At 62.3% G+C, this 22,834-nt stretch carries 24 protein-coding genes and 1 pseudogene; 24 read left to right on the forward strand and 1 reads right to left on the reverse strand.

Annotated features, from left to right (window positions below; translation table 11 throughout):
- Positions 1–376: 376 nt before the first annotated feature.
- Positions 377–760 carry a hypothetical protein gene (locus tag QTI05_RS27935; protein ID WP_286657986.1) on the forward strand — a complete coding sequence of 128 codons (384 nt, stop codon included), beginning with the start codon at positions 377–379 and terminating at the stop codon, positions 758–760.
- 6 nt (positions 761–766) lie between these two features.
- On the opposite strand, the pseudogene QTI05_RS27550 reads toward QTI05_RS27935, so the two are convergent.
- Positions 767–1,446: pseudogene (locus QTI05_RS27550) on the reverse strand (LysR substrate-binding domain-containing protein); the annotation flags it as partial.
- Positions 1,447–1,758: 312 nt separating this feature from the next.
- Between QTI05_RS27550 and QTI05_RS27555 the strand changes: the two are divergent.
- The 23 genes from QTI05_RS27555 to trbE all read left to right on the forward strand — a co-directional run.
- Positions 1,759–2,748: a tripartite tricarboxylate transporter substrate binding protein gene (locus QTI05_RS27555; protein WP_286624990.1), complete on the forward strand. Its 990-nt coding sequence runs from the start codon at positions 1,759–1,761 to the stop codon at positions 2,746–2,748.
- 26 nt (positions 2,749–2,774) lie between these two features.
- Positions 2,775–3,773 (forward strand): 3-hydroxyacyl-CoA dehydrogenase, encoded by a 999-nt coding sequence (locus QTI05_RS27560; protein WP_286624991.1) that lies wholly within the window; start codon positions 2,775–2,777, stop codon positions 3,771–3,773.
- A gap of 12 nt (positions 3,774–3,785) precedes the next feature.
- The gene (locus QTI05_RS27565; RefSeq protein WP_286624992.1) at positions 3,786–4,049 is read left to right on the forward strand and encodes a hypothetical protein; all 264 of its coding nucleotides are present in this window, start codon (positions 3,786–3,788) and stop codon (positions 4,047–4,049) included.
- Between the two features lie 101 nt (positions 4,050–4,150).
- Positions 4,151–5,287, forward strand: a complete 1,137-nt coding sequence (locus QTI05_RS27570; protein WP_286624993.1) for an epoxide hydrolase family protein — start codon at positions 4,151–4,153, stop codon at positions 5,285–5,287.
- Between the two features lie 258 nt (positions 5,288–5,545).
- Entirely contained in the window at positions 5,546–6,658 is a 1,113-nt protein-coding gene (locus QTI05_RS27575; RefSeq protein ID WP_286624994.1) for an alkene reductase, read from the forward strand.
- A gap of 92 nt (positions 6,659–6,750) precedes the next feature.
- Positions 6,751–7,896 (forward strand): multidrug effflux MFS transporter, encoded by a 1,146-nt coding sequence (locus tag QTI05_RS27580; protein ID WP_286624995.1) that lies wholly within the window; start codon positions 6,751–6,753, stop codon positions 7,894–7,896.
- 371 nt (positions 7,897–8,267) lie between these two features.
- A complete protein-coding gene (locus tag QTI05_RS27585; RefSeq protein WP_286624996.1) occupies positions 8,268–9,419 on the forward strand; it encodes an alpha-hydroxy acid oxidase in 1,152 nt (383 codons plus the stop codon).
- A 152-nt stretch (positions 9,420–9,571) separates the two neighbouring features.
- Positions 9,572–9,979 carry a tripartite tricarboxylate transporter substrate-binding protein gene (locus QTI05_RS27905; RefSeq protein ID WP_353505976.1) on the forward strand — a complete coding sequence of 136 codons (408 nt, stop codon included), beginning with the start codon at positions 9,572–9,574 and terminating at the stop codon, positions 9,977–9,979.
- On the forward strand, positions 9,862–10,254 hold the full coding sequence (gene tnpA, locus QTI05_RS27590) for an IS66-like element accessory protein TnpA (RefSeq protein ID WP_286624997.1): 393 nt from the start codon (positions 9,862–9,864) through the stop codon (positions 10,252–10,254). The genes QTI05_RS27905 and tnpA overlap by 118 nt, the downstream gene beginning before the upstream one ends.
- 12 nt (positions 10,255–10,266) lie before the next feature.
- On the forward strand, positions 10,267–10,611 hold the full coding sequence (gene tnpB / locus QTI05_RS27595; protein ID WP_286624998.1) for an IS66 family insertion sequence element accessory protein TnpB: 345 nt from the start codon (positions 10,267–10,269) through the stop codon (positions 10,609–10,611).
- Positions 10,612–10,682: 71 nt separating this feature from the next.
- Complete coding sequence (locus QTI05_RS27600) at positions 10,683–11,561, forward strand: IS66 family transposase (protein ID WP_286624999.1); 879 nt, start codon at positions 10,683–10,685, stop codon at positions 11,559–11,561.
- 13 nt (positions 11,562–11,574) lie between these two features.
- On the forward strand, positions 11,575–12,300 hold the full coding sequence (gene tnpC / locus QTI05_RS27605; RefSeq protein ID WP_286625000.1) for an IS66 family transposase: 726 nt from the start codon (positions 11,575–11,577) through the stop codon (positions 12,298–12,300).
- A gap of 4 nt (positions 12,301–12,304) precedes the next feature.
- Positions 12,305–12,805: a hypothetical protein gene (locus QTI05_RS27610; RefSeq protein ID WP_286657987.1), complete on the forward strand. Its 501-nt coding sequence runs from the start codon at positions 12,305–12,307 to the stop codon at positions 12,803–12,805.
- Between the two features lie 68 nt (positions 12,806–12,873).
- The gene (locus QTI05_RS27940) at positions 12,874–13,350 is read left to right on the forward strand and encodes an integrase core domain-containing protein (protein WP_444812973.1); all 477 of its coding nucleotides are present in this window, start codon (positions 12,874–12,876) and stop codon (positions 13,348–13,350) included.
- A 296-nt stretch (positions 13,351–13,646) separates the two neighbouring features.
- Entirely contained in the window at positions 13,647–14,132 is a 486-nt protein-coding gene (locus tag QTI05_RS27620) for a beta/alpha barrel domain-containing protein (protein ID WP_286625002.1), read from the forward strand.
- Positions 14,133–14,202: 70 nt separating this feature from the next.
- On the forward strand, positions 14,203–14,592 hold the full coding sequence (locus QTI05_RS27625) for a nuclear transport factor 2 family protein (protein WP_286625003.1): 390 nt from the start codon (positions 14,203–14,205) through the stop codon (positions 14,590–14,592).
- Positions 14,593–15,232: 640 nt separating this feature from the next.
- Positions 15,233–16,120 carry a LysR family transcriptional regulator gene (locus QTI05_RS27630; RefSeq protein ID WP_286625010.1) on the forward strand — a complete coding sequence of 296 codons (888 nt, stop codon included), beginning with the start codon at positions 15,233–15,235 and terminating at the stop codon, positions 16,118–16,120.
- A gap of 274 nt (positions 16,121–16,394) precedes the next feature.
- A complete protein-coding gene (locus QTI05_RS27635; protein ID WP_286625005.1) occupies positions 16,395–18,398 on the forward strand; it encodes a conjugal transfer protein TraG in 2,004 nt (667 codons plus the stop codon).
- Entirely contained in the window at positions 18,395–18,880 is a 486-nt protein-coding gene (locus QTI05_RS27640; protein WP_286625006.1) for a CopG family transcriptional regulator, read from the forward strand. The genes QTI05_RS27635 and QTI05_RS27640 overlap by 4 nt, the downstream gene beginning before the upstream one ends.
- Before the next feature lie 10 nt (positions 18,881–18,890).
- On the forward strand, positions 18,891–19,886 hold the full coding sequence (gene trbB / locus QTI05_RS27645; RefSeq protein ID WP_286625011.1) for a P-type conjugative transfer ATPase TrbB: 996 nt from the start codon (positions 18,891–18,893) through the stop codon (positions 19,884–19,886).
- Positions 19,883–20,215, forward strand: coding sequence for a TrbC/VirB2 family type IV secretion system protein (locus tag QTI05_RS27650; RefSeq protein ID WP_286625007.1), 333 nt, complete (start codon positions 19,883–19,885; stop codon positions 20,213–20,215). Before trbB ends, QTI05_RS27650 begins: the two co-directional genes overlap by 4 nt.
- Positions 20,212–20,484, forward strand: a complete 273-nt coding sequence (locus tag QTI05_RS27655) for a VirB3 family type IV secretion system protein (RefSeq protein ID WP_286625008.1) — start codon at positions 20,212–20,214, stop codon at positions 20,482–20,484. The genes QTI05_RS27650 and QTI05_RS27655 overlap by 4 nt, the downstream gene beginning before the upstream one ends.
- Positions 20,485–20,491: 7 nt before the next feature.
- A partial coding sequence (gene trbE, locus QTI05_RS27660) for a conjugal transfer protein TrbE (protein ID WP_286625009.1) occupies positions 20,492–22,834 on the forward strand: 2,343 nt, incomplete at its 3' end.

Here is a 22,834-nt window from a genome sequence, read left to right on the forward strand (position 1 = left end):
GAGGGCGACCTCGTCTGGATTCACGCGAAGAGCTTCTTCTTCGGCAAGGAACTTGCGACGGTCGAAATATTCCGTGTCGAGAACGGAAAGATCGTCGAGCACTGGGATGTCGTCCAGGAAGTGCCCGCGGAATCGGCCAACAGCAATACGATGTTCTAGTCCGTTGGGGAAATGCTGACCAATAGCTCAAGGCGGGCACGGCCTGTGAGTGCGCGAAGGCGCCGCAACTCAATGCACTGGCGAGGTGAATTAGCGCAGCTTTGCCAGCGCCGAGTACAAGAAGAAGCGCATGTGTTGGTGCCGACCGGAAACTAAGCCAGTTTCGCGGGTATCACCGACATCTTCGAAAAGCGCGAGTTCGAGTAGCCAACGCTGCTTGACGGCGGGTCACCTCCGTTCCGGTGGCCAACCCCTTGGCAAGCTGACGTGGTCACTGCCCGTCAAAGCCCGGGAACGTATCCACGTGGATTTTTGCAGTCAGGCGGACCTTCCGCGCTTCCCGGTACTCGCTCGCGTTCCACAAGCGAAGAAGCTGCGCCTCATCCGGAAACTGGATGACAGCCATGCGCTGTGCATCGTGCCCGCCTTCGAGCGTCTTCTCGACACTTCCGCGCACGACGATTGGCCACCGTATCGCGTGACGATGTGCGTCGTAACCACCCTCACCAGCAATGCGCGCTTTCATGCCGCCTTCGGTGTGCTCAGCCTGACGTACCAGGTCTCATGGTTCCTGAGGCTGTACGACGTGATCGGCGATTGAACGGTGTCAGCTGGAAACGGTGCTCTCCGAGTGAGGCGCCATCAACCCGAAGAACCATTCCACGAACGCGACAACCCGTCGTGAGCGCCGGCGCCGGTATAGCAGCGAGACCGGCATCGACGCCGCTCGATGCGTCGGCATGACTTCGACCAGTTCACCCCGATCGAGCAGATGCTGAACGTCGAAGCGAGGAATCTGGATCATTCCAACGCCGGCACGGCAACTCGCAATGTAGCTTTCGGCGTTGTTCACGCTCACGCGGCTGGGCAATGCCAAGACCTGAGCCTTGCCCGAAGCTCCGAAGCTCCGATGCATTCCCAAGGCAGTTCCCTTCCGCTGGACGGCGATGCATAGCCGACTGCCCAGTGCCCCTTCGCCAGATCCTCTGGATTTTCTGGTGTGCCGTGTTCCCGCAGGTAGGTCGGACTGGCGCAGTTGATCAATGCGATATGACCGAGCGGGCGGACCACGAAGCTGCTGCCTTGCATCGCTCCGACGCGTACCGCGCAGTCGACGCCTTCATGGACCAGATCGATGGTGCGGTCCGTGGAGCCGAGTACCAGCTGCAGCCGGGGGTAGCGGCGCAGCAAGCCGGGAAGCGCCGGCACGATCAGGCGTCGTGCAATACGGCTGGGCACGTCGACCCGCAGCTGGCCGGCAACCTGTCGTTGGCTGTTCTGAAACAGCTATTCGACATCTTCGGCCTCTAGGCGGTGCCTTCGACCCTACTGCCTTCGACGTTGCCGAGCTCAATGAGAGGCTGAGACCGTCGGATTACTGACCGTCAGGGAAGGTGCTGGTCGGACTATTCCGAAGAATTCACCCGCATCGCGCGCAAACGGGTGAACCGCGCTCCGGGGTCCCGTCGAGGCCGGACTGACCACAGCGGGTTTCGGCGAGAGTTGGGGTAAACACTGTTAGCGCCTGTCGGTTAACATCGTTATCCTCTGGTGTGGAAGTCTCAAGGTGATCTTCCGCTTTTACAACTGGAGACCGCAATGAACTTACGACCGGATTGGTATGGAACGATTCGCAGCGCAGCAACGGCGCTGATCTTGACGGCTTGTGCTTGGCATGCTTCTTCACAGTCCGTTTATCCGAGCCGGCCAGTTGTGGTCCGGATGGCCTATCCCGCAGGCGGACCTGCAGATTCCGCTCTTCGCGATGTACTGCCGGCGCTGCAGCGTGAAATCGGGCAGCCAGTGGTAGTTGAGAACATGCCGGGAGCCAACGGCTCCATCGCAGCGATGAATGTGCAGAATGCGGCAGCGGACGGGTACACGCTTTTGGGTACAGTGACGAGCGATCTGATCTTGGCGCCTCTGATTATTCCAACAGCAAAGTACAAGCCTCAGGCGTTCCAGCCCGTCGGGCTGCTCGGTTCAGGTGACCTCGTTTTGCTCAGCAGTCCGGCTCACGACTTCAAGAGCGCTGACCAGTTGATCGAGTACGTGAAGTCCAGCGGCAAGGAGTTGTCGATCGGCAATTGGGGCACGGGCTCACTGACACACGTTGCGGGTGCAGACTTTGCCGTAAGGGGGGGCATCAAGCTGCTGCAGGTGCCCTACAAAGGCGCCGCTCCGATTATTCCGGACCTCGGAAGCGGGCAGATTGATCTGGGCTTCGCTCCAATGGGCGGCTCGCTCGTGGGCCTAGTCAAGGCAGGGATCGTGAAGCCAGTCGCGATTGCTGCAGACAAACGCAATCCATTGTTGCCGGACGTGCCCACCATCAATGAAAGCAAGTATGTCAAGGATTTCACCTATGCTGCGCGCTCCGCGATCTTCGCCCCCCCTGGCACGCCGGAGGCCGTGATCGCACGCCTCAATAAGGCCATGAACGTCTACATCGTGAGCGCCGAAGGTCGTGCGCGTCAGGCGGCCATTGGTGCATCGCCGCTTGAGCCGCTGTCGGTGAAACAGATGAACGAACTATTCCAGGCGGAGTCCGCAACCATGACGCGCGCAGCAAACGCGACAAAACCCTAGGTCAGCCGCCAGGAAGGACGAACTAAATGAAAGTAGCTGTTGTCGGTGCCGGCCTGATTGGACAGGCTTGGGCCATTGTCTTCGCCCGTGGTGGTTGCGAGGTGAGCCTGTGGGATGGGAACTCGCGCGCCCTTGACAACGTCGTTCCAGGCATCGCCCGCCGACTGTCCGATCTGAAAGATCATGGACTCGTGAGCGATGTCGATGAAGTTCTAAAGAGACTGCAGGCAACTTCCAGTTTGGCGGATGCGCTGGCCGGTTCGCACTATGTGCAGGAAAATCTGCCCGAAGTGCTCGAGTTGAAGGCCGAGATATTCGGCCGCATGGATGCGCTCGCACCCGGGGGGGCCATCTTGGCAAGCTCGACTTCCGGCTTCCCTGCCTCCGCCTTCACACAAGGCCTTGCTGGGCGCCAGCGATGCCTGATTGCGCATCCGGTCAATCCGCCGTACCTGATTCCCGTCGTCGAGTTGTGCGGAGCGCCGTGGACTTCGCCGGCGGCGATCGAAGGCGCGCGTTCCTTGATGGATAGCATCGGCCAGCGGCCTGTGGTTGTGAAACGCGAAATCGATGGTTTTATTCTCAACCGCTTGCAAGGTGCATTGCTGCAGGAAGCGTTCTGGCTGGTAGAAAACGGGTATGTCGATGCCGCTGGACTGGATGCGACGGTGAGCGAAGGATTGGGTTTGAGGTGGGCATTCATGGGACCCATTGAAACCATTGACCTCAATGCACCTTCCGGGCTGTCTGACTACTGTCAGCGCTACGGCGGCATGTACCAGTCGTTCGAGCAGTCCCCGAATTCACGACAGATGGGCCAAGGCTGGTCGGCGGAACTGGTAGAGACGCTGAACGGCCAACGGCGGGAGACTCTCCCGATCTCAGAGCTGGCTGATCGCCAAGCTTGGCGTGACCGCAGGCTCATGCAGTTGATGGTACACAAGCAGCAGGCCGTCTATGCGGAGGACGTCACGAAACCGTCTCCAGAGGCCGAGTGTGGACGCCAGGCCGTTGGTACCTCATAGCCGGTGGATGAGATGAAGCATTCTCAGGTTGAAACCAACGGCATCACGCTGGATGTCGTTGGGGCGGGCGGGCAGGCCAGTCTCTTTTTGCCAGGGGTTCCCCAACACGTGGCACGATTGGCGATCGCAGTTGAAAGTACTGTCCCGCGAGGGCTGCCGCCGCATATCGATGGATATGTGCGCGGTTGCGGCAAGTCGAGCGCGCTGCCGGAACGCGATGCCTGCACCGTCCCGCACACCGTGGGCGACTTGGTGGGTCTGCTCGATGCGTTATAGCTCCCCGATGCGGTGCTGGTCGGATGGGGCACTTCACCTGCCCTGTACACCGATCGGGCGTTCGCCTCTCACCAAGGCATATTCATTCTCGGAGAACGGACTTGATTAAGCCATTCCACATCGACATCCCCCAAGTCCGGATCGATCAGATCCGCGAGCGGATCGAACAATATAACTGGGACGGACTGGCGGACGCAGGCGGATGGCGGTCCGGGGTCGGACTGGCCGATCTGCGTCGCCTCACAGACTATTGGTTGAACCAATACGACTGGAGGGCCGCGGAGGCGAAATTGAATGCGCAACCGCACTTCCTCGCCACTATTGACGGCCAAGATATCCATTTCCTCCACAGCAAGGGCGATGGGAGCAGGGCGCCAGTCATCCTGCTGCACGGTTGGCCGGGATCGTTCCTTGAATTCAGGCATATCGTCGACTATCTCGTCGCGGACGGGCACGACGTGGTGGTCCCATCGCTGCCCGGTTTCGCATTTTCGGGGCGTCCTAGTTCCCCGATTGGGTCGCGTCGGACTGCTAAGTTATGTAACGAGATCATGGAGAGGCTCTTTGGCACCAAGCGCTATCTGGTGCAGGGGGGGGATTGGGGCGCTGCGGTCGCTGCATGGATCGCTCACGATTTTCCAGAACGTTGTTCCGGCCTACATCTCAATATGATCATGGTTCAATCCCGAGATGCGATACCTGAAACCCAAGGAGAGCGCGGGTGGGCGGAGACTCGTCAGCGGACGACCGCCGACGAGATGGGCTACGCTATCGAACAGGGAACCCGGCCCCAGACACTGTCTGTTGCTCTTGCGGACAGCCCAGTCGGTGTGGCGGGTTGGATCCTGGAAAAGTTTGCCGTATGGTCCGACGTGCCACGCGATGCCGAAGGGCGTCCCAACGTCTGGAAGGCATTCAGCGAGGAGTTTCTGGTCACCAATCTCATGTTGTATCTCGTGACGAACGCGATCGTCACGTCGACCTGGTTCTACCGGGGCAATATCCTCGAGGGCGCGCGCCTGTTCGACCCAGGCAACCGCGTCACGGTTCCGACCGCCGTCGCCGCGTTTCGAGATCCCGTTTTCCTGATGCCTCCGCGTTCACTAGTTGAAAAAAGCTACGACATCGTCCAATGGAGTGACATGCCCGCGGGCGGTCACTTTGCGGCGTTGGAGCAACCCATGCGGCTTCTGGCCGATCTTCGTCGGTTTTTCGATGCGGTCGAACATGGGAAGTAGACGCACTCAAGGCCGATTGCGGGTCAACCATCGACCTTGTTCCGCCGCGTGCAAAGAGGGCATCGAACTTGAGGGAGTCGCAGTGTTCACAATCGCTCGGCGCAATCCGGCCGGCAAGGGGCCATCGTCAACATCGGATTCGTCGTCGGCCTGGCACCGGAGATCGGTCTGGGCGAAGCCCTGCAGATCGGCTTTCATGGGCTCACGGGGCACGCGATCAATCTCTGACTCGATCACTTTCGTATAAGGATTCTTTGAATGACCCAGGCTCTGTTCTCGCCGCTAAAGCTCGGCGCATTGACGCTTTCGCATCGCGTGGTGATGGCGCCGCTCACCCGGATGCGCTCGTCCCAACCAGGCAACGTGCCACACGCTCTCAATGTGGAGTATTACCGCCAGCGAGCCTCGCGCGGCGGATTGATCATCACCGAGGGCGCGCAGATCTCGCCGACCGCCCAAGGGATGCCGGCCACGCCGGGCATCCACAGCCAGGCACAGGTCGAGGGCTGGAAGGCCGTCACGCAGGCCGTGCACGACAAGGGTGGGTTGATCTTTCTGCAGCTCTGGCATGTCGGACGTGTCTCGCATTCGTCGCTCCTGGGCGGCGAACTTCCTGTGGCGCCGTCCGCCGTCGCGGCCCCCGGCAACGCGTTCAAGGCGAACTTTGAACGTGCTCCGTTCGAGACTCCAAGGGCGCTGGATACGGCAGAGATCGCTTCGGTGATCACCGACTATGCCCAAGCGGCGCGCAATGCGAAACAGGCCGGCTTCGACGGCGTGGAAGTCCACGGGGCCAATGGATACTTGTTGGAGCAGTTCCTGCAAAGCCGCAGCAACCAGCGCACCGACGCTTACGGCGGCTCGATCGAGAACCGCAGCCGCATCGTGCTGGAGGTGGTTGAGGCCGTGTCTGCTGTATTCGGCGCCGATCGCGTCGGCATCCGTCTGTCCCCCTTCGGCGTGGCCAACGGCAGCGGCGAGGACGAGCCGCTGCCGCTGTATACCCACCTGATTCAAAGCCTCGCACGCCTGGACTTGGCCTATCTGCACCTGATCGAGCCGCGGGCCAGTGGCGCGGGCCAGGCCGACGTCGATCACCAGAACGTGCCTTTTGCGTCCGAGCTGTTCCGACCTCACTGGCCGAAAGCTCTGATCGCGGCCGGGAACTACAGGCCCTACACCGCGGCGGCCGCCATCGAATCGGGCCGCGCAAACGCGATCGCGTTCGGACGCCTGTTCATCGCCAACCCTGATCTCCCCGAGCGCGCACGACGGGGCGCCGACCTCAATACCTACAACCGTGCCACCTTCTACGGCGGCGGCGTCGAAGGCTACGTGGACTATCCGATGCTCGAAGCGCTGGACCAGTGAGCGGTAGACACGTGACACGCGCATCACCGCCAGCACCCCGATTTCCAGTCGAATCTACCGCTCAGTTGGAGGGGCGTTCACTCACCGGCGGCGTGCTGTTCCTGCTGGCCGCACTGGCGGCCTTGGGCGCACTGGCCACCAACATCATCCTTCCAACATTCCCCTCGATGGGCGAGGACCTTGGTGTCTCGGTCCGGGATCTCGGCGCTACGCTGAGCAGCTTTTTCGTGGCCTTCGCGCTGGGTCAGTTGTTCGTCGGACCGCTGTCGGATCGCTTTGGACGCCAGCGACTGGTGCTGATCGGCCTGGCCATCTTCATCGTTGGCAGCCTGGTCTGCGCGGTGGCGAGCACGCTGCCGCAGCTCATCGGCGGCCGGGTTGTCCAGGCGCTGGGCGTGTGCGCCACGTCGGTGCTGTCGCGCGCCATCGCGCGCGACCTGTTCGAGGGCCAGGAACTGGCGCGTGCGCTTTCCTTGACTATGGTAGCCATGGCGGCTGCGCCGGGGTTTTCTCCGCTGATAGGCAGCGCCCTGGACAGCCTCTTCGGCTGGCGGTCTGCCTTCTTCGTGATTTCAGCGCTGGCATTCGCCCTGGCCGTTGGATACATCGCCAAGCTGGGTGAGACGCACGCGCCGGACCGGCGATCCGCGCTCTCGCCCATCAGCGTCGCTGCAGGCTACAAGCAGTTGGCCTTTGATCCGCGTCTCATAGCGCCCGCCCTGTCTGTGAGTCTGGTCATCGGGGCGCTCTATGCCTTCTTTTCTATGGCTCCCGCCATTCTGATCACCGGCTTCAGGCTCTCGCCGCTGACGTTCGGGTTGTTCTTTGCATCGACAACTTTCGTCGTGTTCGGGTCAGGCCTACTGGCGCCGCGTCTCGCCAAACGATGGGGGCCGGTCGTGGCGGCTCGTGCTGGTGTTTCCATCGCACTTGTTGGAAGTGCGGCAATGCTGTTCGGCAGAACAGAGTTCGTCTCCTTCAGCGTGTATCTGACCATCTTCCTGTTCGGGATGGGCATCTTCAATCCACTCGGAACGGCCATCGCGCTACAACCCTTTGCACAGCAGGCGGGAGCCGCCTCGGCGTTGCTGGGATTCCTTCAGATGGGGTGCGCGGCGCTGGCCATTACCTTCGGAGGGATGCTGACCTTGCCAACGTACACCGCCTTGGGCGTCGTCCTGTTCACGTCGCTTGCGGCGTCCTTTCTATGCTTTTGGTCCGTACGAACTACGAGGTGAGCCTGACGTATGTCGGCGGATCACCCAGAGAGAAATGCACTGAGTTCCCAAAAGGAAAGATCATTCAAGTCTGTCGCCGGGCTTGTCGGGGGAGTTCTGGTGCTGGCGCTAGCGCTGGCAGGATCTTTGGCTCCCTTCTAATCTATGGGGGCTGTCGCGACGACAGTATGGCCTATGTGTTCGGTAGACGGGTTCCTCGGGGAGTTGGTCGAAGTGTCAAACTGGATGACAGCCGCAGGCAGCTGCATATAGCCAAGCCCGAGTAGCAGCGTGGAGCCGTTCGACGCCTTTCGAGCCGTGACTCCGCCCTGGCGTCAATTCATCAATTCGATCCCACTGGCATGCCTGTCGATCTTGCCGAATAAGACATCATGAGCGTCATCACCACAATTGAAGACCTGCGAGTGCTGGCACAACGCCGAGTGCCGCGCATGTTCTACGACTACGCCGATTCGGGCTCTTGGACAGAGAGCACCTATCGAGCTAACGAAAGCGAGTTCCAGAAAATTAAGCTTCGCCAGCGTGTGGCTGTCAATATGCAAAGGCGGAGCACCCGTACGACGATGATCGGACAAGAGGTGGCGATGCCGGTGGCCATAGCCCCGACCGGATTTGCCGGCATGCAGCATGCGGACGGGGAGATTCTTGCGGCACGCGCGGCTGAGGCTTTCGGAGTGCCTTTTTGCTTGTCGACCATGAGCATCTGCTCCATGGAGGATGTAGCAGCAAACAGCACTGCGCCATTCTGGTTCCAGCTATACGTAATGCGCGACCGAGATTTTGTCACGCGGCTGATCGAGCGCGCCAAGGCTGTGCATTGTTCCGCTCTGGTTCTAACCCTCGATTTGCAAGTGCTGGGCCAGCGCCACAAGGATCTGAAGAACGGGCTGTCTGCGCCTCCGAAGCCGACCTTGGCCAACCTGATCAACCTTGCGACCAAGCCACGCTGGTGCCTTGGAATGCTCGGCACCCCACGGCGCACCTTCGGCAACATCGTTGGTCATGCGAAGGGAGTGGGTGATCTTTCGTCGCTCAGTTCTTGGACCGCAGAACAGTTTGATCCCAGGCTGAGCTGGGCCGATGTGGAGCGCATCAAGAAGCTTTGGGGTGGCAAATTGATTCTCAAAGGGATCATGGATGCAGAAGATGCACGACTCGCGGTCAGCAGCGGCGCCGATGCGCTGATCGTGAGCAATCATGGCGGACGCCAACTTGACGGCGCGCCGGCCAGTATCGAAGCGCTTCCGGGTATCGTCGAGGCCGTTGGCTCGCAAATTGAGGTCTGGCTGGACAGTGGTATCCGTTCAGGCCAGGACGTGCTCAAGTCGGTGGCCCTCGGCGCCCAAGGCACGATGATTGGGCGCGCGTTTCTGTATGGACTGGGGGCCATGGGCCAAGCCGGCGTCACAAAGGCGCTTGAAATCATCCACAAGGAGCTCGACATCACGATGGCTTTCTGTGGTTGTCGGAGCATCGGTGATGTGGATAGAAGCATCCTATTCGCCGGAAGCTTTCCGCGGTAGATGACTGAGTGAGCACAGACAGAGTACCGCTGGCGACGAATCAATATTTGCGACTATGAGGTCGAGCCGCACTCCCGAACAAGGCGGCTACGCTGGTCGTGCCGTTTCACTTCCAGCAGAGGCAGCGACATCATCGCGCCGAAGTTCACCCAGTGCTGGGGCCAGCCAGTGGTCGCCTACAACAAGCCGGCGCCAGCGGCAATCTCGGCGGGCAGCAGGTGGCAACAGCGGCCCTCGACGGCCATACGTTGCTGATGGCGATCAGCACCTTCACGATGACGCCGGCGATCTACAAGGAGATGCCCTCCGATGCGGTCGCGGACTTCGCCCCCGTGTCGATGTCGCAGAAGATGCCGAACAGCGTGAGCGTCCAGCGGTCCCACCTTGCGCCGGCCGCGGCACACCCTGAGGATGGCGTCCACCTATTTTTTGGCGGACGCCTATGCATCCCAAACACTCCAATCGCCGAGTCCACAGTGCCGAGTTCAAGGCGCGGGTCCTGGCCGAATGCCGGCAGCCCGATGCATCGGTCTCGGCCGTGGCCATCGCGCACGGCCTGAACACCAACGTCGTGCGCAAGTGGCTTTCGGGTCGTGGTCTCAAGCGCATGAGCGATGCGGTGCCTGCAGCCAGTGGCCCCGGGCCAGCCCTGCAGTTCGTCCCTGTCGAGTTGCCTCGACCTGAGCCCGTGGACACCGCCTCTGCATCCCAGCCCGACATCCGCATCGAACTGCAGCGAGGCGGCCTGCACGTGAAGCTCCAGTGCGTGACCAGTGCAGCCACGCTGTACGCCGCGCAGTTGCGCGCGCTGGCTGATGCGCTGTGCGCCACTTGAGGAGCCTGCCCGTTGATCCGCATCGACACGCTGTGGCTGTGCACTCAGCCGCAGGACATGCGCGCCGGTGCCGACCGGTTGCTCCATATCGTCGTCAACACCGTCGGGTCGGCGCGTGCCCACCATGGCTACCTCTTTGCCAACCTGCGGGCTACGCGCATCAAGCTGCTCGTGCACGACGGCTTCGGCGTATGGTGTGCCACGCGCCGCCTGCACACGGGACGCTTCGTCTGGCTGGAGCGTGCGCCAGGGCAGGCTGCTGCAACGCTGCAACTGACAGCTCAACAGTTCGAAGCTCTGGCAGTCGGCCTGCCGTGGCAGCGCCTGGGCGAGCTCACCGTCATCAGCCGATCATGAGCGGGCTGGCAGTCCCGCACTTGCGTTGACATCGCATTTGCCAATACGCAGCGCGCTCTGAATCGTGCAACATGCCGAGCATGCTCGGCGAGACCGCGACTGCCCCCATCGACATGGCCCAACTGCCTGCGCAGGCGGCCGCGTTGATCACGCGGTTGCAGCAGCAGGTGCAGTCGCAGGCGCGCGAGATCGCTTGGGCGCACGCCAAGCTGGACAAGGTCAACTTCGAGCTTGCCCGCCTCAAGCGCTGGAAGTTCGGTGCCAAGACTGAGGCCATGACGGCCCAGCAGCGCGCTCTGTTCCAGGACACACAGGCAGAGGATGAGGCCTGCCTGCAGGCGCAACTGGCCGAGTTGCAGCGCGATCTGCCCCAGGTGCCCAAGACACCGAAGGCACCACCGCGCCGTCCACGCCGCCAGGAGCTGCCCGAGCACCTGGAGCGCGTTGAGCATCGCCACGAGCCCCAGAACACCACCTGCCAGAACCCGGAGTGCGGCCGGCCCATGCACCGCATCGGCGAGGACGTCAGCGAGAAGCTGGACATCATCCCGGCCAAGTTCTTCGTGCACCGGCACATCTACGGCAAGTGGGCCTGCAGGTGCTGCCAGCAGATCCACCAGGAGCCGGCCGAGCCGGACGTGGTGGACGGCGGAATCCCTGCCAGCGGGCTGGTGGCGCATACGCTGATCAGCCGCTTCGTGGACCACCTGCCGTACTACCGGCAAGAGCCCATCAACGCCCGCTCGGGCGTGCACACGCCGCGCTCGACGCTGGCTGCCTGGGGTGGCGCCGGTGGCGCGAAGCTTGAGCCGCTGTACGAGGCGCATCGGCGCTTCATCCTCAGTTGCCGGGTGCTGCACGCCGACGAGACCCCAGTGCCTTTGCTGGCGCCGGGTACGGGTAAGACGAAGAAGGCCTTCATTCTGGGCCTGGGCACGCAGCCACCATGACCCTCACCCAGGCGTGATCTACGAGTTCTGCCTGGGCCGAGGATCGCAGTACCCGGTGGCCTTCCTCGGCGGCAAGGGACCGCCATACCCACAGCCGCCGTGGAACGGCACCTTGATCACCGACCAGTACGCGGGCTACAACGCCGTGCTGGACGCCAAGGTCTACCCGCAGCGCAGGTCAGCGGCGTGCGCTGCCCATGCCAGGCGGTACTTCGAAGAGCTCAGCCGCGGCGGCAACAGCGCCAGTGCAGTGGCCACCGAAGCGCTGCAGCGCTGGGCGCGGATCTACCAGGCCGAGGCGGCCTTCGCGCAAATGGATGATGCCCAGCGCTGCCAGGCCCGCCAGCAACTGAGCAAGCCTCTGTGGGACGAGTTCAAAGTGTGGCTCAAGCTGCAGCGCACGCAGGTGCTCGAGGGCAGCAAGATCGCAGGGGCGATCGACTACAGCCTCAACGCCTGGAAGGCGCTGACGCTGCACATCGACGACGGCGCGGTAGTCATCGACAACAACTTGATCGAGCGACAGATCAAGCCGTGGAAGCTCGGCGCTAAAAACTGGTTATTTGTGGGCAGCGAGATGGCCGGCCAGCGTGCGGCAGTGGTGATGAGCCTGGTGCAATCGGCAAAACTCAACAAGCTGGATCCGTGGGCGTACCTGCGCGACGTGCTGGCACGCATCCACTCGCATCCGAGCCAGCGGCTCGATGAACTGCTGCCACATCGCTGGCGGCCGAGCTGACGAAGTGGGCGTGATCACGCAGGTCGCCATGGTCCAGGCGGCCATCGACGTCAACGGCATGGGCCAGGCTCAGAAGGTGAGCCTGGCCGACGAGATCTTCGCTCAGCAGCCCAACATGCTCGCCTCAATCCTGGCGTTGTCTCGCATGGGAGTCGGCATGGTGCAACTAGAAGTGCCGCTGCACATCCTGTTGGTGACGTTCCAGGCGATGAAGCGCAGCGGCCATACGTGGCCGATCGTCTCGGAGGACCTGCAGGACAGGTGCATGCAGCGCTTGACGGCCCGCGCCCGCTTTAACGATGGCCTACCGAGCGACCTGGCCAACCAAGTCGTCGAGCAATTCTGCGACGAGCATCCCGAGCGCTACCTGCTTGCATTCGTCTACGGATACCTGGGCGACCACGATCTGCTGCGTGTGCGCACCGACGCGGAGAAATACCTGCTGATGGCCGCACTCAACCTCGTGGAGTGCGTCGCCTTCGCTGGTTCCACGACCGCCCCCTGACGATCACGAGCGTCGACTCGCGTCAAGGTGGGACGACAGGACGCTCACCGAACAGCTCTCGCGTGAAGATGGACTCCGGCAGCCACGACTTCAGGGAAGTACTCAAGGAGCACGGGATCACCAACTCGATATGCCGCAAAGCAAGCTGTTGGGACAACGCCTGTAGCGAGGCGCTGTTCGGGTCAATGAATGTAGAGCGGTTGTACGGACAACGCTTCAAGACCAAGCGCGAATCCAAGGACGAAACCGTTGCGTGGCTGCTCTGGTACAACCGTGCTCGACGGCACTCGACGGCACTCGACGACTGGCCTACGTCAGGCAATGCAGTTCGAGCAGGCATGGCTTGCCAATCAACCAAGGCAAGTCAATTCATGAACTCATCTATGGGATATGGGTTTCAGGGGCAAGGTCAAACTGAGTCGCTGTCGCCCTTTTGGGCTGGGCGAGGAGTGATGCGATCTACAAACTCCTTGATGCGGCGCGTCCATGGCCAGCCGTTTGTTGCTCTCGACGATCCAAGTCCAACGGCGCCGAAATCAATGTGAGATTCGCATTCTGCACCGAATCGAATTCCTGAAAGATTTAAGTTGCAAAGATAAACCAGACAAGATAATATGTCCACAGTCGTTGCAAAGTTAAACTAGCCTATCGGATCGTTTGCAGTGGAGCCTTTTCAAATGTCCTTGACCCTTAGTGGCGTTCTGCTTCGCGCCTTGCGCGTGACGTCATTTGAACTCGGCAGACTGGGCCCATCTCGCTCGAGGGGCCATTTTTTCACGGCGACTGTGCGCTGGCGGGATGGAAGATTGTGGCGGATGCGATTCATGTAGCAGGCGGGCGCATGGGATCGCAGATCTGGCACACGTGCTCCGCCGATGGCAAGACCATGAGCGAGGAAGATGTCGCGCACACCTTCGCCGCCGCTGCCTCGGATTCGAGACGCCTCGGTTTCGACACGGTTGAGATCCACGGCGTGCACGGCCAGTTAGTTGACCGCCCTTACTATTCGCAGCATCGCTGTGGGAGTCGGAAATTCACGGAGCTTGACGGCGAAAACGGCCTCAACCTCGCCGGATGGGCGAAGAAGGTGACCGGAGCGCCGGCCATCAGCGCCGATGCGGTGGGACTGAACAATGAGTTTTTCGGGACGTACAACGGTGAGCGTTTCGAAGCGACAAGTCTCGATCAGTTGATCAATCGGATGGACCGCGAGGAGTTCGATCTGATCGCCATCGGTGGAGCGCTTACCAGCGATTTCCACGGGGCAGAGAACGTAAGGATGAAAAACTGCGATCCCGCCGAAATTGGCGCGCCTGGGTCCGCCTGATGCGTCAACCGCTAAAGTCTTTCAATTCAATTGCCAACAATGTGACTACACAACCGTAAGGACTAACTTCATGACGACAACATCAGCATCAACGGCCGACGCCAATAAACGGCTCGTCCTCAAGGCGGCGCAAGAACTCTTCGGGAATCTGGATCTGACCGCGCTTGATCGCTACTGGGGGGATTCATACATACAGCACAACCCGCTCTACCCGGACGGGAAGGAACAGATTCGCGCACTTATCCAAGGCGCAATTGACAGCGGCGTTCCGACCAAGGCAGAAGTAAAGCGAGTGGTCGCAGAGGGCGACCTCGTCTGGATTCACGCGAAGAGCTTCTTCTTCGGCAAGGAACTTGCGACGGTCGAAATATTCCGCGTCGAGAACGGAAAGATCGTCGAGCACTGGGATGTCATCCAGGAAGTGCCCGCGGAATCGGCCAACAGCAATACGATGTTCTAGTCCTTGCCCGTTAGGAGCCACCCGGTTTTGCAGGGGAAGCAGTAGGAGTTTTGCATATGCGTAGGACGTATGTCCATCGCAGGAACTTCGAATCGTTATCCGCCAAGCAAACGAGATGGACGAGTTCATCCTCAAAGCGCTCAAGCTCATTCCCGGAGAGCACAACCCGAGTTAGCCAGATCGCCGATGGGGCCGGTCGAGATGCGGTGCATGTCGCGCGACTGCTGGGCGATTTGCTCTTCGACTACCAATAAGACTCCATGGAAGGGAAGTGAATGCGCAACACTCGCGCCTCCCGCCCGCTTCGCCTTGTTGTGCTTGGCGTGTTGGCCCCACTCGCGCATGCAGACAAGTTGACCAAGTCCGACTGCCAAGTCAACCGAATTGTGGGACAGTGCCGAGTCTCGGGAGTCCCACGGAAAGGGGGCGCAAGAGATACCAATCGAGCCATTTTTCTGCGCGGCGTGAACTGCATCGATGTCGACCTGGCGTGTTCGAGTCAGGGTAGGTTCCTTGCCAAAAGGCAAGATCAAGGAGTGAAAAGAATGAATCGTACCGAGGTCACTAGCCTGACGCTTTCTCTCTATCGTCTTGCCACCTTCATCACCGTGCGTTTTCTAGTAGACACGGTGAGGTGGCAATGATCGAGCTGCGGCACCTACGCTACTTCATCGCTGTCGCTGAGGAACTTAGCTTTCGCCGTGCCGCAGAACGCGTGCACATCGATCAGACCCCGCTGTCGCGGACCATCCGCGATCTCGAAGATCAGCTGGGCGTGCAGTTATTTGTGCGCACCCCGCGCAAGTTGCACTTGACGCCTGCCGGTCTGCGTTTGCTCAAGGAGGTACGGAAGCTTTTCATCCGCGTCGAACGCACTTTTCGCGCCGTACGCGATACGGACGCCCGCTTCCGCGCACCGTTGCGAATCGGGGTGGCCGACGGAATCGCGCAACCCAAACTTTCCGAGTGCTTGGTACGCTGGCGCGAAGTGGCCCCGGAGGTGCCCCTGGAGCTGACCGAGATGCGTGCTTCGGAGTTGGCGGCAGCATTGCAGCGCGAACAGCTCGATGTAGGCTTTTCATTCGGTCTACCGAATGACGACGCCATCTCGCAGCAGCCCGCGTGGAGTTACCGCGCCATGGCACTACTGCCGTTTGGGCATGAACTCGCATTGCAGCCTATGCTACCCCTCACCGAGGTGCTGGCCTTTCCGCTCCTGTCCTGCCATGCCGATCGGCTGCCGGGCCTTCTGCATCAGATTCGGGCTATCGCGCAACGCCACTCGACGATTCCTACGTTCGCAGGGGAAGCCTCCACGCTGAGCGGCTACTTCACGCGCATCGCTGCAGGCCTGGGAGTGGGCCTGGCAGACGCGGGCCACGTTGCCACGCTGTGCCGCTCGGATGTTGTGGCCGTACCGCTGCACGAGGATGAGCGTATCACCACCTTCGTGCTGCACAAACACCAGCGCTTCGGTCTACCACATTCGCTGCAACGATTTGTTGCGCACACCAAAACTTTGCATTAGTCGTTACAGCTATCGCTCCTACGACGCGCCGCATGGCGTGATCGGTCTTGGACAGTTCGTGCAGTTGCCTCGATGCTGCTACTCGCTGACGAGTTAAACGCATTAAAAGCGCAACTCTGTCGTACGGCCCCAGCTTCTTCCGCCAGCTTACGCCACAACCCGCCCCATCGCTCTTCCATGGGTGTGCGGTTTGGCGCCTCGATTCCAAACTCGGGCAAGCGGTGCCGTTGGAGCATGCACGCGCTGGAATCCAGACGCAAAGGAGGAGTAGCCCATGCCGACTCGGGGTGCGACCGGTATTTTGTTCGGACAGATTGTTGTGGTGCTGGGTATCGCCCTCGGCGGCCTATGGACTGGCACGCAGTGGACGGCGCATGCGCTTGGCAATCAGGCCAGGCTTGGACCACCGTGGTTCCGCGTTTCGCATTCGCCGGTTTACCAGCCGTGGAAGCTTTTCGAGTGGTGGTATTTCTATGGTGCCTATGCACCCGAGGTATTTGAGCGCGGCGGGATCATCGCCGCGTCGAGCGGATTGCTGGCCACGGGCGCGGCCATTGGCATGGCGATCTGGCGCTCACGGTTGGCCAAGCACGTCACAACCTACGGTTCCGCTCGATGGGCCGAGGACGAGGAGATTGCCGAAACCGGCTTGACTCGACCTGCCGGTGTGTTCCTGGGCAAGACCGCGCACAAGGACAACAATTACATGCGCCACGAAGGTCCAGAGCACGTGATGGCCTTTGCGCCCACTCGTTCGGGCAAGGGTGTGGGCCTCGTGGTGCCGACGCTGTTGTCCTGGGCCGGTTCGGCCATGATCCATGACATCAAGGGCGAGAACTGGCATCTCACCGCAGGATGGCGCTCGCGCTTCTCGCATTGCCTGCTGTTCAACCCGACCGATGCGAAGTCGGCCGCGTACAACCCACTGCTCGAAGTGCGGCGCGGCATGCACGAAGTGCGCGACGTGCAGAACATCGCCGACATCCTGGTCGATCCCGAGGGCGCGCTGGAGCGGCGCAATCACTGGGAGAAGACCAGCCATGCCCTGCTGGTCGGTGCCATCCTGCATGTCCTCTACGCCGGCGAGGACAAGACGCTGCGCGGCGTCGCCAACTTCCTGTCCGATCCGGCGTGCCCATTCGAGGAGACGCTGCACCGGATGATGGCCACGAAGCATCTCGGCGAAGAGGTCCATCCCGTCGTCGCTTCGGCCGCGCGCGAAGTGCTCAACAAAAGCGACAACGAGCGTTCGGGTGTGCTGTCCACCGCCATGAGCTTCCTGGGTCTGTATCGCGATCCCACGGTCGCCGACGTCACCTCGCGCTGTGACTGGCGCATCGCGGACCTGATCTCGGCCGCGCACCCGGTATCTCTCTATCTGGTCGTGCCGCCCTCGGACATCAGCCGCACCAAGCCGCTGATCCGGCTGATCCTCAACCAGGTCGGCCGGCGCCTGACCGAATCGCTGGACGGCTCGGACGGCATCGCGCGCAAGCACAAGCTACTGCTGATGCTGGACGAGTTTCCGGCGCTGGGCCGGTTGGATTTCTTCGAGAGCGCCCTCGCCTTTATGGCGGGCTACGGCCTGCGAGCCTTCTTGATCGCGCAGTCGCTCAACCAGATCGACAAGGCTTACGGTCAGAATCATTCGATCCTGGACAACTGCCATGTGCGCATCGCGTTCGCGACGAACGACGAGCGCACAGCTAAGCGCATATCCGAGGCGCTTGGGACGGCGACCGAACTGCGCGCACAACGCAATTACGCCGGCCACCGGCTCGCGCCCTGGCTCGGCCACCTCATGGTCTCGCGCCAGGAGACGGCTCGACCCCTGTTGACGCCGGGCGAAGTGATGCAACTGCCGCCCGACGATGCCGTAGTGATGGTGTCAGGCCATCCTCCGATCAAGGCAAAGAAGCTGCGGTACTACCTGGACCGGAACTTCACCACGCGCGTCCTGCCTGCACCGGTGCTGGTTGCCGGCGTGTATGCGGACCATCCTGCGGCGCGTCTCGACGACTGGAGCGGACTGGCGCCGCTGGCTGCGCCCGCGTCTTCATCGACCGGCAATGCCGATGGCTACGCCGATGAAGGTGGCCACCAACTCAAGCCCGAACTGGATGTCACCGCCGATGTACCAACGCTTCCAGACGGTGAGGGTCTGCAGGTGCTCGATGACGAAGACGACGTGCCGCTGCGGCCGCAGGACGTGGACCGGCAGCTGATGCGCGCCGCGCGTCTGGCCGCACTGGACCCTGATGACGGTATCGCGCTATGACCCGCGCCCGGTTGAACATCTTCATCGAGCCGGAGCATGCAAAGCGGCTGGACCAGGTCGCCACGCACAAAGGAGTATCGAAGTCCGCCGTGATCGCCGCGGCGCTGGCCTCGTTCCTCTCGCCCGATGGCGAGGACCAGCGCGAGGCAGCCATCGCCAAACGTCTTGACAGGCTCTCGCGTCAGTTCGACCGGCTGGAGCGCGACCAGAACGTGTTGGTCGAGACGGTGGCGCTCTACGTTCGATACTTCCTGACGGTCTCAATCCCCGTGCCCGAGGGGCAGCAGGAAGCCGCTCGCGCACAGGGCCGCGCTCGCTACGTGCAGTTCATCGAACAACTCGCGCGCCACATCCAGCGCGGGCGCAGCCTGGTGCGCGAAGTCCATGAGGACATTGGACCCGCTGCGGCTGACCCGACGCAGGCGGATGCCCAGTCGGGGACCGATGCCGACGCCATGGAGGTTCCTCGTGAACCTGCCTGATCCGAACGGCATGGACGCCTCGTTGGAGCGGCGCATCCGCATGCTGCGCACAGCCATGGGGCCGGAGATTGCGGCCGCGTTGGAGGACCCCGAAGTCGTCGAAGTGCTGCTGAACCCGGACGGCTCGCTTTGGGTGGACCGGCTGGGCTCGGGCCGGGAGGCCACCGGCGCAGCGATTCCGCCCGCAGTGGCCGAACGGATCATCCGGCTGGTGGCCGCGCACGTGCGGACCGAGGTGCATCCGGGCGCACCGATCCTGTCGGCCGAGCTGCCTGAGACTGGTGAACGCTTCCTTGGGGTGCTGCCGCCCGTTGTGCGCGCGCCGTCCTTCGCGATCCGCAAGCGGGCGCTGCGCATCATGACGCTCGCCCACTACGTGGCCGACGGCGTGATGACCGAGGACCAGGCGGCGTTCCTGCGCCGCGCGGTACGCGAGCGCATGAACATCGTCGTGGCGGGTGGCACCAGCACCGGCAAGACGACGCTGGCTAATGCTTTGCTCGACGAGATCGCGGAGACGCGCGACCGCGTGCTGATCCTCGAGGACACGGTGGAGCTGCAGTGCCGCAGCGATGACCACGTGGGCATGCGGACCGAGCCGGGCGTGAGCACCATGGCCGACCTGGTACGCGCCACCTTGAGGCTGCGGCCCGACCGCATCGTCGTCGGCGAGGTGCGCGGTTCCGAAGCACTCGATCTGCTCAAAGCCTGGGGCACCGGACATCCCGGCGGCATTGCCACCGTACACGCCGGCTCCGCCCGTGGCGCGCTCACGCGACTGGAGCAGTTGGTGCAGGAGGTCAGCGTGACCGTGCCGCGCGCCCTGATCGCCGAGGCGGTCAACGTCATCGTCTTCATCGCCGGACGTGGCCGGGCGCGCCGCGTGCGCGAAATCGTGCGCGTTATCGGCCACGACAGCCACAGCTATCAGCTCAGCACCGAGCTGCTGTCTTCTTACCCGTCCCTTCCTTCATCGAACCCACCCACCACAGGAGATCCTTCATGACGACTTCACGCCTTTCCGTAAAACCGCTTCTGTACGCCGCCACCGCAGCGGCGCTACTGCTGACCGTGGCGTTGCCCGCGCACGCGGCCGGTTCGAATATGCCTTGGGAGGCACCGCTGCAATCGGTGCTCGAATCTATCCAGGGGCCGGTGGCGCGGATCATCGCGGTGATCGTCATCATTGCGACCGGCCTCGCGCTCGCCTTCGGCGACACCAGCGGCGGCTTTCGCAAGCTGATCCAGATCGTGTTCGGTCTGTCGATCGCGTTCGCCGCGTCCAGCTTCTTCCTGACCTTCTTCAGCTTCACCGGCGGGGCGGTGCTGGCATGAACTCCACCACCGGAAGTCTGGTCGGCTTCGAAGTGCCGCTGCACCGGTCCTTGACCGAGCCGATTCTGCTGGGTGGGGCACCGCGCACCGCCGCGATCGCCAACGGCACGCTGGCCGCCGCTGTCGGCTTGGGCTTGCAGCTCTGGCTACCCGGCCTCGGGCTATGGGTCATCGGACACTCGCTCGCCGTTTGGGGCGCGCGTCTCGACCCGCAGTTCATGCAGGTCTTCTCGCGGCACATCAAGCATCGGCAACTAATGGACGTGTGAGGTCGCGATGTTGAACCTCACCGAATACCGCAAGCGCCCGGCGCTGCTGGCCGACTGGCTTCCATGGGCCGGACTTGTTGCGCCCGGCGTCGTGCTCAACAAGGATGGATCCTTCCAGCGCACGGCGCGGTTCCGGGGGCCGGACCTCGACAGCGCGACGCAGGGCGAACTGGCCGCCACGTCGGCGCGCCTCAACAACGCGCTGCGGCGTCTCGGCTCTGGTTGGGCCTTGTTCGTCGATGCGGATCGGCGCGATGCGGCCGGCTATCCCGATTCGGATTTTCCCGAACCGCTCTCCTGGCTGGTGGACGAAGAGCGCCGCGCGGCCTTCGAGGAAGACGCCAGCCACTTCGAGAGCAGCTACCACCTGTCGCTGCTCTACTTGCCGCCTGAGGAATCGAAGGCACGCGCCGCACGGCTGCTCTACGAGAACCACCGATCCGAAGGCGCGGATTGGCGTGAGCGGCTCGAAGCCTTCGTGTCCGAAACGGAACGCCTTTTCGGCCTGCTCGAAGGCGTGATGCCGGAGATCGCCTGGCTCGATGATCCGCAGACCTTGACCTACCTACACGGGTGCGTGTCCACGCGCCGGCACACGGTGGCCATGCCAGAGGTGGCGATGCACCTGGATGCGTTGCTGACTGACGAACCGTTGGTGGGTGGCCTGGCACCGATGCTGGGAAAGCAGCACCTGCGCGTACTGTCGGTGCGGGGATTCCCAACCTCGACCTGGCCGGGGTTGCTGGACGACCTGAACCGATTGGGGTTCGCCTACCGCTGGAGCACGCGATTCCTGTGCCTGGACAAGGCTGAATCCGAGAAGGAACTGAGCCGCCTGCGCCGCCAGTGGTTTGCCAAGCGCAAGAACATCGTCGCGCTGCTGCGCGAGACCATCTTCCAGCAGGAGAGTCCGCTGGTGGATTCCGACGCATCGAACAAGGCCACCGATGCGGACGCGGCGCTGCAGGAACTCGGCAGCGATCAGGTGGCCTTCGGCCACGTCACGGCAACCGTGTCGGTGCTCGACGCCGACGCCATTGCGGCCGAGGAGAAGCTGCGCGCGGTGGAGCGGGCGATCCAGGGCCGGGGCTTTGTCACCATACCCGAGACCTTGAACGCGGTCGATGCCTGGTTGTCATCCGTACCGGGCCATGCCTACGCGAATGTGCGGCAGCCGATTGTCTCGACGCTGAACCTTGCGCACATGATGCCGGTGTCGGCCGTGTGGGCCGGTCCGGAGCGCAACGCGCATCTCGGCGGTCCGCCGTTGATCGTCACCCGCACTGACGGTGCGACGCCGTTCCGGCTGGTCACGCACATCGGCGATGTCGGTCACACGCTAATCGTGGGACCGACCGGCATGGGCAAGTCGGTTCTGCTCGCGACGCTCGCGATGCAGTTCCGCCGCTATCCAGGTTCGCGCATCCTCGCCTTCGACATGGGCCGCTCAATGCGAGCGACGATCCTTGGACTCGACGGCGAGCATTACGACTTGGGCGCCGAAGGCTCAATCGCGTTTCAACCGCTGGCCCGCATCGACCAGCACGGCTACCGCACCTGGGCGGCTGAGTGGATCGAGGGGCGCCTGATTCAGGAAGGCGTCGCCGTCGGCCCGCCCGAGAAGGACGCCGTCTGGTCGGCGCTCAACAGTCTGGCCAGCGCTCCGTTCGAGCAGCGAACCATGACCGGGCTGTCGGTGCTGCTGCAGTCCAACGCCTTGCGTCAGGCCCTGCAGCCCTACGTTCTGGATGGCGCGCACGGCAAGCTGCTCGATGCCGAGACGGACCGGCTCGGTACTGCATCTGTGCAGGGCTTCGAGATGGAAGAACTGATGCACAGCAAGGCCGCGGTGCTGGCGGTGCTGGGCTACCTGTTCGCTCGCTTCGACGAACGATTCGACGGCGCGCCGACCTTGCTGATCCTCGATGAGGCCTGGCTGTTCCTGGACGACCCGGTGTTCGCCTCGCGCATCCGCCAGTGGCTCAAGACGCTGCGCAAGAAAAACGTCTCGGTGATCTTCTCCACGCAGTCGCTCGCGGACATCAAGGATTCGACCATCGCGCCGGCCATCGTGGAGAGCTGCGCAAGCCGCATTTTCCTGCCGAACCCTCAGGCGACCGAGCCGCAGATTCGGGTGATCTACGAGGGCTTTGGACTCAATGGGCGGCAGATCGACATCGTCGCGACTGCGCAACCCAAACGCGACTACTACTACCAGTCGCGGCTGGGCAACCGTGTCTTCGACCTCGGACTGGGGCCGGTGGCGCTGGCGTTTGCCGGAGCGTCCACACCCGAAGACCAACGGGCCATCGACGCCGTGTCCGCAGCCGCCACTTCCTCGGGCTTCGCA

The organism is Variovorax fucosicus (assembly GCF_030316825.1).
Lineage (GTDB): Bacteria > Pseudomonadota > Gammaproteobacteria > Burkholderiales > Burkholderiaceae_C > Variovorax > Variovorax fucosicus.